13 protein-coding genes are annotated in these 12,408 nt (G+C 70.3%); 7 read left to right on the top strand and 6 right to left on the bottom strand.

Annotation, left to right across the window (positions count from 1 at the left end; translation table 11 throughout):
- The first annotated feature begins 23 nt into the window (after positions 1-23).
- On the top strand, positions 24-275 hold the full coding sequence (locus FHR82_RS45310) for a hypothetical protein (RefSeq protein WP_221464417.1): 252 nt from the start codon (positions 24-26) through the stop codon (positions 273-275).
- 132 nt (positions 276-407) lie between these two features.
- On the opposite strand, the gene FHR82_RS29105 is transcribed toward FHR82_RS45310, so the two are convergent.
- Positions 408-1,208: a DUF4142 domain-containing protein gene (locus FHR82_RS29105; RefSeq protein WP_184813742.1), complete on the bottom strand. Its 801-nt coding sequence runs from the start codon at positions 1,206-1,208 to the stop codon at positions 408-410.
- 237 nt (positions 1,209-1,445) lie between these two features.
- Here FHR82_RS29105 and FHR82_RS29100 point away from each other — a divergent pair, with 237 nt between their 5' ends.
- Positions 1,446-1,997 (top strand): sigma-70 family RNA polymerase sigma factor, encoded by a 552-nt coding sequence (locus FHR82_RS29100; RefSeq protein WP_184813741.1) that lies wholly within the window; start codon positions 1,446-1,448, stop codon positions 1,995-1,997.
- Between the two features lie 89 nt (positions 1,998-2,086).
- Here the strand turns inward: FHR82_RS29100 and FHR82_RS29095 are convergent, their stop codons facing one another.
- Entirely contained in the window at positions 2,087-3,031 is a 945-nt protein-coding gene (locus tag FHR82_RS29095) for an alpha/beta hydrolase (RefSeq protein ID WP_311771333.1), read from the bottom strand.
- An 89-nt stretch (positions 3,032-3,120) separates the two neighbouring features.
- On the opposite strand from FHR82_RS29095, the gene FHR82_RS29090 reads away from it, so the two are divergent.
- The 3 genes from FHR82_RS29090 to FHR82_RS29080 all read left to right on the top strand — a co-directional run bounded on the left by FHR82_RS29090 (position 3,121) and on the right by FHR82_RS29080 (position 7,940).
- A complete protein-coding gene (locus tag FHR82_RS29090) occupies positions 3,121-4,080 on the top strand; it encodes an NAD-dependent epimerase/dehydratase family protein (RefSeq protein ID WP_311771332.1) in 960 nt (319 codons plus the stop codon).
- A 314-nt stretch (positions 4,081-4,394) separates the two neighbouring features.
- The gene (locus tag FHR82_RS29085; RefSeq protein WP_184813740.1) at positions 4,395-6,347 is read left to right on the top strand and encodes a Xaa-Pro dipeptidyl-peptidase; all 1,953 of its coding nucleotides are present in this window, start codon (positions 4,395-4,397) and stop codon (positions 6,345-6,347) included.
- 51 nt (positions 6,348-6,398) lie between these two features.
- A complete protein-coding gene (locus FHR82_RS29080) occupies positions 6,399-7,940 on the top strand; it encodes an alkaline phosphatase D family protein (protein WP_184813739.1) in 1,542 nt (513 codons plus the stop codon).
- A gap of 100 nt (positions 7,941-8,040) precedes the next feature.
- Here FHR82_RS29080 and FHR82_RS29075 read toward each other — a convergent pair whose 3' ends face one another.
- Complete coding sequence (locus tag FHR82_RS29075) at positions 8,041-9,072, bottom strand: alpha/beta hydrolase (protein ID WP_184813738.1); 1,032 nt, start codon at positions 9,070-9,072, stop codon at positions 8,041-8,043.
- A 112-nt stretch (positions 9,073-9,184) separates the two neighbouring features.
- Between FHR82_RS29075 and FHR82_RS29070 the strand changes: the two genes are divergently transcribed.
- Positions 9,185-9,580 (top strand): hypothetical protein, encoded by a 396-nt coding sequence (locus tag FHR82_RS29070; protein WP_184813737.1) that lies wholly within the window; start codon positions 9,185-9,187, stop codon positions 9,578-9,580.
- Between the two features lie 56 nt (positions 9,581-9,636).
- Here the strand turns inward: FHR82_RS29070 and FHR82_RS29065 are convergent, their stop codons facing one another.
- A complete protein-coding gene (locus FHR82_RS29065) occupies positions 9,637-10,410 on the bottom strand; it encodes a class I SAM-dependent DNA methyltransferase (protein WP_184813736.1) in 774 nt (257 codons plus the stop codon).
- 116 nt (positions 10,411-10,526) lie between these two features.
- On the opposite strand from FHR82_RS29065, the gene FHR82_RS29060 reads away from it, so the two are divergent.
- The gene (locus FHR82_RS29060) at positions 10,527-11,498 is read left to right on the top strand and encodes a magnesium transporter CorA family protein (protein ID WP_311771331.1); all 972 of its coding nucleotides are present in this window, start codon (positions 10,527-10,529) and stop codon (positions 11,496-11,498) included.
- A gap of 49 nt (positions 11,499-11,547) precedes the next feature.
- Here FHR82_RS29060 and FHR82_RS29055 read toward each other — a convergent pair whose 3' ends face one another.
- Both FHR82_RS29055 and FHR82_RS29050 read right to left on the bottom strand, forming a co-directional pair.
- Complete coding sequence (locus tag FHR82_RS29055) at positions 11,548-11,943, bottom strand: hypothetical protein (protein WP_184813735.1); 396 nt, start codon at positions 11,941-11,943, stop codon at positions 11,548-11,550.
- Positions 11,944-11,952: 9 nt separating this feature from the next.
- Complete coding sequence (locus tag FHR82_RS29050) at positions 11,953-12,363, bottom strand: DUF4383 domain-containing protein (protein WP_184813734.1); 411 nt, start codon at positions 12,361-12,363, stop codon at positions 11,953-11,955.
- Between the last annotated feature and the right edge of the window lie 45 nt (positions 12,364-12,408).

The following is a 12,408-nucleotide window of genomic DNA, read 5'->3' as shown; positions in this document are numbered from 1 at the left end:
CCTCGGTCTCGGTCGCTGTGTCGGTGGCGGTCTCCGTCGCCGTGTCGGACGGGGTTTCCGTCGCTGTGTCAGTGGCCGTGTCGGTCGCGGTCTCGGTCGCCGTGTCGGTGGCGGTGTCCTCGGGCGGTGCCGTCTCCGGCGGAGCCGTTTCAGAGGACGGCGGCGCCGTGGTCGTCGAGCTGGGCGGGGCGCTGGCCGTCGGGGGCGGCGGCAGACACGCTTGGCTCGAGTCCGACGCCCTCCTCTGGTTCTGGTCGGCCAGAGCGCTGCCGTAGATGCCGATGCCAACCATGGCACCGAACACCGTCACGGCGGCGGTACCCGCGATGACCAGGCGTTTCCGGTTGTATCGCGAGGTCTTGTGTCGACCCATCGTTCGTCTGCCTCATTTCGTGTGTGCTCGGGACTCAGCGCGAGCGCGCGTAACGCACCAGGCCGACGGTCAGGCCGGCCTCCGCCAAACAGACGAGGGCGACCAGCCAGAAGCTGATCCCTCCGCCCGCGGTGCTCGTGCTCGCGACAGGCGTTACCTCGGGTGTCGAGGTCGCCGGTCCCACTGCTGGTTCGGTGGTCGACGCATCGCGCGTCGGCTCCGGTGGCGCGTTGTCCGTGACCAGCCCGGTGTTCTCCAGGTCGGTCATGTGCCGGTCGACCACGTCGTTGACTAGGGAGGCGAACGCGCGCACCTCGTCGTCCCAGGACCCGGCGCGGGTGTGCGCGGCGACGAGGAAGAGCTCGCCGAGCGCGCCACGCAGCCGGTTCACGAAGGCGAGGTCGTAGTCCGCGCCGGACAGACCACCGAGCTGGTCCAGCCAGCCCTGCTGCTCTTCGTTCGCCTGGTCGGGCAAGGTCAGCTCGAGACGGGTCGCTATCGCCCCGGCCTCGTCGTCGAGCGTCGTCAGGTCCTCGGCCAGCCCCCGGCCGATGTCCTGCAGTTCCGCGTTGTCCGCCTGTTCTTCTGCAAACTGGCCAGCCGGTATCGCCCACAGACTGGCCTGTCGCACTGTGGTGAGGAACGCCTCGTCGGTGACGGGGCCGGTGGTGGCCTCCGCGTCGTCGCCCGGCTGCGCGGCGGGGGATGCGCTGCCGGACGACGACGGGAGGCCGGACGCGACGGGCGTGCCCAGCCCGATGGCCGCGAAGGCCAGCGGGGTGAGCAACGCCAGCAGCGTCACCGCCACGACACGACCGAGCCGTTCTCCCTCCATAGTGGACTCAGGCGTCGCCGGTGACGTCGCGGTGATCGAGAGGGGCGATCTCCGCGACCGAAACCAGCCGGTCGCATCGGGTGCTCATGCGGTTTCCTTTCTGGTGCAAGGACTTCCCTGGGACACCAGCACGTGCGGTCACCAGCAAATACGGACACGCGAGAATCACGGTTCAATCACGGCCGGGAAACAAGTGTGACCTGGGTCACTCGACTTATGGTGCCCATTGAGGCAAAGATGTCCGCCGTGAGCCGGCGTCCAAGATTGGAAGTCGCCGGCGCGGACGACGCTTCGGACAGACACGAGGCGTTGGTCAGGATGCTCTATCGAGAGTTCGGCGGAGCGTTGTTCGGTCACGTACTGTACCTGACCGGCAACGATCGGCAATGGGCCGAAGACGTAGTGCAAGAGACCCTGGTCCGCGCCTGGCGCAACGCGGATCGATTGGACCGCGAGTCCATCGGCGTACGCGCGTGGCTGTACACGGTGGCGCGCAACCTGGTGATCGACGGCAGGCGCAGTTCGAGTGTGCGCCCGCACGAGGTCGACCCCACGCCGCTGGAGACCATGACCATCCCTGACGATTCGGAGAACTCCTTGTCCGCCATGGTGATCGCCGACGCGCTGCAGGCGTTGAGCCCCAAGCATCGCGAGGCACTTGCCGAGACCTACCTGCGGGATAGGACCATCGAGGAGGCGGCTGCGGTGCTGGGTGTGCCGCAGGGGACGGTGAAGTCCCGCGTCTACTACGCACTGAGAGCGTTGAGGAACGCCCTCGAGAAGGAATAGTTGGTTTATCCGTTCAGAGCAACGCGAATAGCCCATTCGGCGCTGGTTCCATTTCAGGCCGAATGGGCTATTCCTTTGGGTAACACCTCTTACATGATCGAATTCACGAGCAGCGGGAACGAGCGGTGCAGCGCCCGCTCCCAGTAGGGCCACGTGTGCCGTCCCGGCCCGTAGAAGTCGGTCCTGACCCGAACTCCCACATCACGCAGGCGGTCCGCGACCGCGACCGTCTGCTCGCCGAGCAGCTCCTCGAGTCCGTCGTGCGTCGCGTCCGGCGGGTCGAGCGGCCCCGGTTCCCCGTTGCCGGTCGACAGGTACACAATCGTCCCGCGCAGCTTCCGTGCCAGGTCAAAGGGGTTGTGCGCGGCCCAGACGCCCGCGTCGGCCACCGGGTCGCCCCACAGCGCGAGTGGGTCGTCCCCGTACGCGCCGACGATGCCGAGGACCAGGTCCGTGCTGCGCGCGCCCTCGTAGGTCGGGTGCACGACGCCGCTGTAGGACGCCGCCGCGCGGAAGAACCCGGGATGGCGCGCCGCGTAGGTCAGCGCGCCGAAGCCGCCCATGGACAGCCCGGCGACCGCGCGGTGGCTGCCGGACCGGTACTCGCGCTCGATGATCCGGCGCAGCTCGGTGAGGTGGAAGGTCTCCCAGCCGGGGCCGTCGAGCCAGTCCGAGTAGAAGCCGGCAGGCCCGGCCTCCGGCATCACGATCAGCACGTTGGTGCGTGCCGACAGCTCCTCCACGTCGGTGTTGTTGGTCCAGCTCTGGTAGCCGCGGTCGCCGTCGCAGCAGCCGTGCAGCAGATACAGTGTCGGCCACTTCTTGTGCGGCTTGCGCTCGTAGTCGGGTGGGAGCAGCAGCCGCACGCCGACGTCGCGGCCGACCGCCGGGGAGTGCACGGTCAGCTCCACCAGCCGCTCGTCGAGCGCTTGCGCCGAGACGATGTACGCGCCCGCGCGTTCCGCGGTGGCGGGCAGGGTGAGCACGGTGCTGAACACCAGCACCAGCGCCAGCAGGAATCCCTTCAGACGCACGATGACCTCCTAGTCGTCACGAGCAGTCAACGGGGTCGGCTCGGGGTGGTCAACAAACCCGGTTGCGGCGGGCCCGTACGGTGATCGTCGTGGAGCGGATTCTGGTGACGGGAAGTGCCGGGCACCTCGGCGAGGCGCTGGTGCGGGTGCTGTCCGCGCAGGGCCGTGACGTGGTCGGACTCGACGTGCGGGCGTCGCCGTTCACGTCGGTGGTCGGCTCGGCGGCGGACCGGGACGTGGTGCGGGCCGCGCTGCGCGGTGTCACCTCGGTCCTCCACCCGGCGACGCTGCACAAGCCGCACGTCGGGTCCCACTCGCGGCAGGACTTCGTCGACACCAACGTCACCGGCACGCTGACGCTGCTGGAGGAGTCGGTCGCCGCCGGGGTGGGCAGCTTCGTCTTCACGAGCACCACCAGTTCGTTCGGCCGCGCGCTGTCGGGGTGGATCACCGAGGACGTGGTCCCGTTGCCCAAGAACATCTACGGCGTCACGAAGGTCGCCGCGGAGAACCTGTGCGAGCTGGTGCACCGCGACCACGGCCTGCCGGTGGTGGTCCTGCGCACGTCCCGCTTCTTCCCGGAGGCCGACGACCGCGACGAGGTCCGCACCGCGTACGAGGACGCGAACCTGAAGGCCAACGAGTACCTGTACCGCCGCGCCGACCTCCAGGACATCGTCGACGCGCACCTGCTGGCGCTGGAGAAGGCCCCGTCGATCGGGTTCGACCGCCTGATCGTGAGCGCCACGACCCCGTTCCTCCCGTCGCACGTCTCCCGCCTGCACGGCGACGCGCCGTCTGTGGTGGCCGAACTGTTCCCGGAGCAGCCCGCCCGGTACGCGGACCGCGGGTGGCGCATGTTCGACGAGGTCGACCGCGTGTACGTCAACGACCGGGCCCGCACGGTGCTGGGTTGGCGGCCCCGGTACGACTTCGCGCACGTGCTCGCCTGTCTGGCGGCGGGGACGGACTTCCGGAGCCCGCTGGCACTCGAGGTGGGCGCGAAGGGCTACCACGCGTCGCCGACGGGTGTGTACACGGTGCGCTGACCAGTGCACCACCAGGACCAGTCCCACGACGAAGACGACGCGCCTGCTGACCACCGCGATCCGCTGGTCCCTCGAAGGACCCTGTGTGCCGCTCATCGGTTCGCTCGCTCGACGCTGCCCTGGCGCGAACCGTCGTCACCTTCTGCGAGCATCTCAGGCTCTTCGTTCGTGGCTGCCCCCGCGGCCAACCACCGTGCCGAGACGTCACGCTGTATTCCAGGCCGTCACACGGCGGAGTCGCGAGGGTTCGCCGACCCCTGTTCGGCAAACGGTGAGTCTTCCTCCGCGTCGTGACCGCCAGTAGGTTGCTGGCCATGGCCTTTCCCTCCCTGCGCCGGGCCGCTCTGGTCGCGGCGGTGATCGGTCTCGCCGGTCTGGTGATCGCGCCGCCCGCCGCTGCGGCGGCACCCCGGCCTCCGCACATCAAGGGCACGGAAACCGCGCCCGTCTACGACTACGCCAGCGCCGTCCGGGAGAGCGTGTGGGTCACCACGAAGCTCGACAACGACGGTGACGGCGCACCCGACAAGGTCGTCGTCGACCTCGTCCGGCCCCGTGAGGCGGCCGCGGGCAAGGTGCCGGTGATCATGGACGCCTCGCCGTACTACCAGTGCTGCGGCCGCGGCAACGAGAGCGAGCTCAAGGAGTACGCCGCCGACGGTTCTGTGACGAAATTCCCGCTGTTCTACGACAACTACTTCGTGCCACGCGGGTACGCGTTCGCCGCCGTCGACTTCAACGGGACCAGTCGGTCCACCGGGTGTGGTGACGTCGGCGGCCGTGAGGAGATCGAGGGTGTCAAGGCCGTCATCGACTGGCTGAACGGCCGCGCGAAGGGCGCCTACGCCGACGGCACCCCGGCCCGCGCCTCCTGGACCACCGGCAAGGTCGGCATGATCGGCAAGTCCTGGGACGGTTCCGTCGCGAACGGTGTCGCCGCCACCGGGGTCGAGGGGCTCGAGACCATCGTGCCGATCGCCGCGATCTCCAGCTGGTACGACTACTACCGCGACAACGGCGCCCTCTACACCATCGACGGCGGGCCCGCATGGCTCTCCGGTTACGTCAACGGCAGGCCGGACGAGGTGTGCCAGCCGGTCCGCGACGCCCTGTACGAGGGCTCCGCGAACGCCACCGGCGACTACAACTCGTTCTGGGCCGAGCGGAACTTCGTGCCCGACGCGCGCAAGGTCAGGGCCAGCGTGTTCATCGCACACGGCATCAACGACAACAACGTGGAGACCAAGCACTTCGCGCAGTGGTGGGACGCCCTGGCCCGCGCAGGCGTGCCGCGCAAGATCTGGCTCGGCCAGGAGGGGCACGTCGACCCGTTCGACTTCCGCCGCGCCGAATGGGTCGACACCCTGCACCGCTGGTTCGACTACTGGCTGCAGGACCTGGACAACGGCATCATGCGTGAGCCGATGGCCACGATCGAGCGGGCGCCGGACGTGTGGGTCGACGAGCCGGCGTGGCCCGCCCGGGGCGCGTTCACGCTGCCGGTGTCACTCGGTGCCGGCGACGGCACCACCGGCACGCTCGGACTGAGGCCCAGCCGCGGCGAGATGTCCATTGTGGACAACCCGGCGCTGCGGGAGCGGGCCGCGGTCGCGAACCCGAACACCGTGGTCGCCGGCCGGTCGGTGTTCCTGTCCGCGCCGCTGGAGAGGAACCTGCGGATCAGCGGCACCGCCACGGTCTCGCTGCGGGTCAAGGTCGACAAGCCGAACACGGAGATCTCCGCGCGGCTCGTCGACTACGGCACCGCGACCAGGATCAACTACCAGGGCGCCAAGGAGGGCATCAGGAACCTCACCACGGAGTCCTGCCACGGCGCCTCGATCCCGGCCGACGACGCCTGCTACCTCGAGACCGCCAAGGACGTCGTGACCGCCGACGCCGCGATCATGACCCGCGGCTGGGTCGACGCCGCACACCGCGACTCGCTGACGCGGCCGACGCAGCTGCGGCCGGGCCGCTGGTACACGGTGACGTTCGACCTCAACGCGCACGACGCGGTCCTGCCGGCCGGCCGCGTGCTGGGTCTGGTGCTGACGCTGTCCGACACGCAGTACACGGTGCCGACGTCGACCGGCGCGACCGTCCAGGTCGACCTGTCGCGCAGCAGGCTCGGACTGCCGGTGTCGCTGGCGCCGGGCGCGACCGCACTGCCCGACGCGACCGTGGCGCCGAAGGTCTCGGCCCCGGCACCGAGGGTGTACGCGGAGGAGCCGGACCGCGAATCTGGCCTGATTCCGCAGGGCTGACGTTCACCTCCGGTTGACTCGCCGTTCGTCATGGGCGGTTAGACATCGCCCATGACGAACGAGCGGGTCAGCAGGCGGACGGTGTTGCGGGCGGGTGCGGTCGGCGCGGGGGTGCTCGCGGCGGGTGTGCCGGGTGTCGCGCTGGCGACGCGGCAGCGGCCGGTCCTCACGCACGGCGTGCAGACCGGTGACGTGACCACCGACGGCGCGATCGTGTGGACCCGCGCCGACCGGCCGGCCCGCATGCTGGTGGAGGTCGCCTACGACAGGGACGGTGTCGCGGACTTCCGCCGGTCCCGGGTGGTGCGCGGGCCCGTGCTCACGCCGGAGACCGGCGGCACCGGTAAGCTCCGGCTCGACCACCTCGCACCCGGCCGGACCGTGCACTACCGCGTCACCGCGGAGGACCTCGACGGCCGCGCCCGCAGCGAGGCGCTCACCGGGTCGTTCCGCACCGCGCCGGCCGGCCGCGAGGACGTCCGGTTCACGTGGTCCGGTGACGTCGCCGGACAGGGCTGGGGGATCAACCCGGACATCGGCGGCATGACCGCGTACCGGTCGATGCTCGCCCGCCGCCCCGACTTCTTCCTGCACAGCGGCGACACCGTGTACGCCGACGGCCCGCTCGCCGAGACCGTGGCGCTGCCCGACGGCCGGGTCTGGCGCAACCTCGTGACGCGGGAGAAGACGAAGGTCGCCGAGACGCTCGACGAGTACCGGGGGCAGTTCGCGTACAACATGCTGGACGAGAACGTGCGTGCCTTCGCCGCGCGCGTGCCTTCGGTCGTCCAGTGGGACGATCACGAGGTCACCAACAACTGGTACCCGGGCGAGATCCTGGACCTGCCGCAGTACACCGAGAAGCGCGTCGACGTGCTCGCCGCGCGCGCGTTCCGTGCGTTCCACGAGTGGCAGCCGATCGACGAGCGCCGCGCCGTCGACGGGCGGGTGTACCGGAGCTTCTCGTACGGGCGGCACGTCGAGGTGTTCGTGCTCGACATGCGCACGTACAAGGACGCGAACAACTCGCCCCGCGACGGCCGGGGCGTGGTCCTGGGGGCGCGGCAGGCGCGCTGGCTGGTCGACGGCCTCGCGCGCAGCACGGCGACGTGGAAGATCGTCGCCGCTGACCTGCCGATCGGGCTGACCGTGCCCGACGGCGCCGACATCGAGGGCGTCGCCAACGGGCTGCCCGGGGTTCCCGGTGGCCGGGAGCACGAGCTGGCCGGAGTGCTGCGCACGCTCGCGCGCAGGCGGGTGCGGAATGTCGTGTGGCTGACCGCGGACGTGCACTACACCGCGGCACACCACTACTCACCGGATCGCGCGGCGGTCGGGGACTTCGACCCGTTCTGGGAGTTCGTGTCCGGCCCGCTGCACGCCGGCGCCTTCGGGCCCAACACCCTCGACCCGACATTCGGCCCCGAGGCGGTGTTCACGCACGCGCCGCCGAGGGCGAACACCTCGCCGCTGGAAGGATTCCAGCACTTCGGTGAGGTACGGGTGGACGGTGGTTCCGGGGCGCTGACGGTCTGGCTGCGTGATGGTCAGGGTGTGAGTCTGTGGTCCAGAACGCTTGCGCCGCAGCGATAGGGGTTCTGCACGGGGTGCTTTGTCCTCGCCGGAGGGGCAGGCAGGTGTGGGTTCGGGCCTGCGCTCGGCTTCTCTCGTCGTGAGGGTGCCCCGGGGCCCTTCAGGGGGCGATGCGTTCGCAGAGCCACTTCAGGGCCATCGGGTAGCGGTAGTCGATGTTGCCGTGGCGGCCTTCGAACAGTTCGAAGTGGACTCGGTCGGCCGCCGCGCCCGCTGCCGCCACTGCTCGGTGGAACGCCGTGGCGCCCAGGTCGAGGTAGTACTCGTCGCCGCGGCCCGCGTCTATCCAGATGGCTTTCAGGTCGCGGAGGGTGGTCGCGTGTTCTTCCTGTGCGGCCATGCGGACCGGGTCCCAGCGCAGCCACCGTGCCCAGACCTCCGGTACCAGTGCGCCCGTGTCGTCGAACGGCAGGGACACCGTGCCGTCCTCGTTGCCCGAGTAGGCCGCCGCGTAGCCGTAGATCTCCATCAGTTCCATGTCCGAGTCCCTCGTGCCGTGCACGCGCTGCGCCACGTCGGCGAAGAACTTCCGGTAGTCGCCCTCGTACGTGTCCCGGAGGATGCGGGCCGCTTTCGGGAAGTCCGACGGATAGCACACGTCGAACAGGGCGTCGCCGGCGTGGGTGGCCAGGGCGCCGAACAGGTCGGGGCGGAGCATCGGGGTGATCATGGCGCCGTAGCCCCCGCTCGACTTGCCGGAGATCGCCCGGTGGGCGGGGGATGCCAGGGTGCGGTAGCGGGCGTCGACCCACGGGACCACCTCGTCGCAGAGATACGAGTGGTAGCGGCCGGTGGCGGGAGAGTCCACGAACTGGCTGCCGCCGAACGCGGTCCACGCGTCGACGTACACCAGGATCGCGGGTGGGGTGTCGCCCTCGGCGAAGACGTCGTCGGCCATTTCCGGGTACGGGCGGGCGAACGGTCTGCGGTTGAACCACATGGTCACGTGGCCGGTGTAGCCCTGGATCACGTACACCACCGGGTAGCGACGGTCCGAATCGTCATAGCCGGGCGGCAGGTACACGTACACCGGTCGCTCGTGCGGGTCGCCCAGCGGGTTGTCCCGCAGCAACTCACTGTGGATGACGTCGTTCTCGATTCGGCCGGCCAGCGGCGAGGACCAGGGCAGCATGGCCGGAGCGTAGAGCAGCGCCTGTAACGGTGCCGAACCATATTCCACCCGACCTGGTGCAATCGGCTGCTCCCGGTGGCGGGCCGCGTCGGGCGCGAGTAACTGTGTGCGCATGCGTTGGCTCGTGGTCGTGATGGCACTGCTGACCGCGGGGTGCGGCACCACCGCGGCGTCCGAGCCGTCCGCGCCGCACCGGGTCACCCTGCGCGGGATGACCGTCGAGTCCGTGCCCGCCGACACCGGCTTCTGGGCGACCACCACCCGCGACGACTACGTGTGGGTGAAGCTGAAGCTGGCGGGCCGCTCCGCGATGCCGGTCCAGCCGGGCGAACGCGTCGACGTCACCGGCGTCGTCGTGTCCCACGGTCCGGACTTCGCCGCCCGCCAAGGCGTGACCGCCCGGCGCGACGTCGACCGGCTCACCCGGCTGGGCTCCCACGTCGAGGTCGAGCAGGCCGACGTGCGGGTGGTGCCGGAACCAGTCGCGCCGGACCAGCTCGCCACGTGAGTCCTGGTGGGACGCCTCGACCGCCTACTTTGCACACCCGCAGCTTCGTCCTGCCGTCAGGTGTCCCGCCGCATCGTCCGCGCGGTGACCACCGGCTGGTAGTAGCCGCTGTCCGGCGGGTCGGCCCAGACGATGTCGGTGAACCCGGCGGCGGTGAGCGCGGCGGTCAGCTCGGCCCGCCGCCACGCCCGGTAGACGGTGGTCCGGACAGACGCGGTCCACCCGTCTTCCCGCTGCCGCAACATGAACAGGTCGAACGTGACCGTGCGGAGGTCGTCGGTCCAGGTCCACGACTGGCCGACGATGCGGCGGGCGCCGTTCTCGGTGTGGGTGACGGGCATGACGCCCGCGACCCGGTCGCGGGCGAGCGCGTCGTAGTCGCGGACGCTCGCGAGGAACACCCCGTCCGGCGCGAGCACGGTGCGGATCGCCGCCAGCGCGGCGCCGAGATCGTCGTCGGTGCGCAGGTGGGGGAGCGAGTTGTCCGCGGAGATCACCACGTCGAACGGCTCGGCCGCGGTCAGCTCACGGACATCGGCCGTGCCCAGCGTGATCGGGATGCCGCGGCGGGCGGCCTCGTCCCGTGCCCGCGCGACGGCGCTCGCCGACAGGTCGGAACCGGTGACCCGGTACCCGCGCGCGGCGAGCGGCAAGGCCTGCGTGCCGATGCCACACGTGCAGTCGAGCAGCGTCGCTCCCTCGGGAACGCCGCGGTCACGCAGGATCCCGTCCAGTGTCTCGCCCTGCGCGACCGCGCTCGTCCACCAGTCGGCGAACATGAGGTGGTAGTCCTCGGCGAGGGAGTCGTAGAAGTCCATCGGTTCGGCCATCCGACAAGTTTCGCCCAACCGGGAGCACCGACGGGTTCCTCCCCGCATGCGAGTCCGCACAGAACGTGTACAACGATGTTCTGTGCGGCTGGCCACGCGCGGCTACCGTTGGCCTGGTGGCACGCACGCGCTTGTACCGGAACGGGGTCCTGGAGGCCGAGGACTTCCCGCCGGAGGACATCTCCGACCACCTCCGCGACGACGCGCTGACCGTGTGGATCGACCTCGGCGACCCGACCGAGGCGGACCTCGCGCTGGTGTCGTCCGAGCTGGGGCTGCACGAGCTGGCGATCGAGGACGCCATGCACCTGCGGCAGCGGCCCAAGGTCGACCGGTACGACACCCACAGTTACGTGACGGCGTACTCGGTCGAGCTGGACCAGGACACGTGCCTGGTGACGACCGCGGAGCTGGGCATGTTCGTCACCGACCGCGTGGTGGTGACGGTCCGGGCGGGCGATGCCTTCGACATCGGCGCGGTGGTGCGGCGGTGGGACGAGCTGTCGCACCTCGCGAAGAGCGGCGTCGGGTTCCTGGTCCACGGGCTGCTGGACTACGTGGTCGACACGCACTTCGCGGCTGTGCAGAGCCTCGACGACCTGATCGAGGACCTCGAGGACACCGTGTTCGACGAGAACGCGTCGGCGCCGGAGGCGCAGCGGCGGGCGCTCGCGCTGCGGAAGTCGCTCGTGACGCTGCGGCGGGTGGTGCTGCCGATGCGGGAGGTCGTGAACACGTTGCTGCGGCGGGAGGACCGCATCGTCGACCAGGCGATGACGCCCTACTTCCAGGACGTCTACGACCACGTGCTGCGTGCGTCGGAGTGGACGGAGTCGTTGCGGGACCTGGTGACCACCATCCGCGAGACGCAGCTCAACATCCAGGGCAACCGGCTCAACCTGATCATGAAGAAGGTGACCGGGTGGGCCGCGATCATCGCCGTCCCGACCGCGATCACCGGTTTCTACGGCCAGAACGTCCCGTACCCCGGCGACGGGGAGGTGTGGGGCTTCTGGATGTCCACGGCGTTGATCTTGCTGGTGGGCGGTGCTCTCTACGCCCTGTTCAAACACCGGGACTGGCTATGACGCGGCGAGTCCCCCGTCCGGGTGGGCACGGGGGACTCGCGCGCGGGCGTCAGGTGCGCGGTGTGCGCAGTTCCCTGGCCACCGAGCCCGCGCCTTCGTCAGCGGTCTGGCCCCGGCGGGCTTCCTCCGGTGGTGTCTCGGTGTCGCGGGCGTAGGCGGGCACGCCGTCGTCCGTGGGGTGGCCCTCCAGTTCGCCCGCCGCGTCCATGCGGTCGATCTCGTCGCGGGGCTCGCGGGGCGCGGCGGTGTCGGGTTGTTCCTCGCGGAGGCGCTCGTCGAGGTCCTGGCCCTCGCGGGTCTCCCGCTCGGTCGTCCCGTGTTCCATCGCCTGCGACCAGTGCTCCGGCGGGTCCATGCCGTCCTCGAGCGGGTCCAGCCGCAGCCGGTCCTCGTCGAGGTCCTCTGCCGCGGAGAGCCCCTCGGGGGCCGGTTCGTCGGTAGTCATGGTTCCTCCTCAGCGCGCCCTCAGGCGCAACGCGTAGACGAGCGCGCAGGTCAGCGCGGACAACACGTACAGACCGACGTTCCACCACGTCATGTGCAGCGGGTCGCCGACGTCGCCGATCACCCCGGCGATCACGCCGTACGCCGCCATCGCGGTGAACACGACCGTCCCGATCGCCGCGAACAGGCTCGCCGCGCCGCGGACCGCCGCCAGCACGGCCACGACCCCGAGCACGGCGTGCGCGATGTCCAGCAGCCTGCTCACCCCGAACACGCCGAGCAGCAGCGCGGGATCCGCCTCGTGGATCGCGCCCCACCCGACGACGAGGATGCCCGTCACGGCGAGCGCCAGGTACACCACGCCGAGCACCAGCACGGCGACCCGCGCTGACCTGGCCGACTTCGCCATTGTCGCGGTCACGGTCCTCACCTCCCCGGAACAGCGGGATTCCCGCCAGGCCCGCCG

This window comes from Actinophytocola algeriensis (assembly GCF_014203735.1).
GTDB lineage: Bacteria > Actinomycetota > Actinomycetes > Mycobacteriales > Pseudonocardiaceae > Actinophytocola > Actinophytocola algeriensis.
Note: the sequence above shows the minus strand (reverse complement) of the source record. Positions and strands in the feature narration are given on the sequence as shown.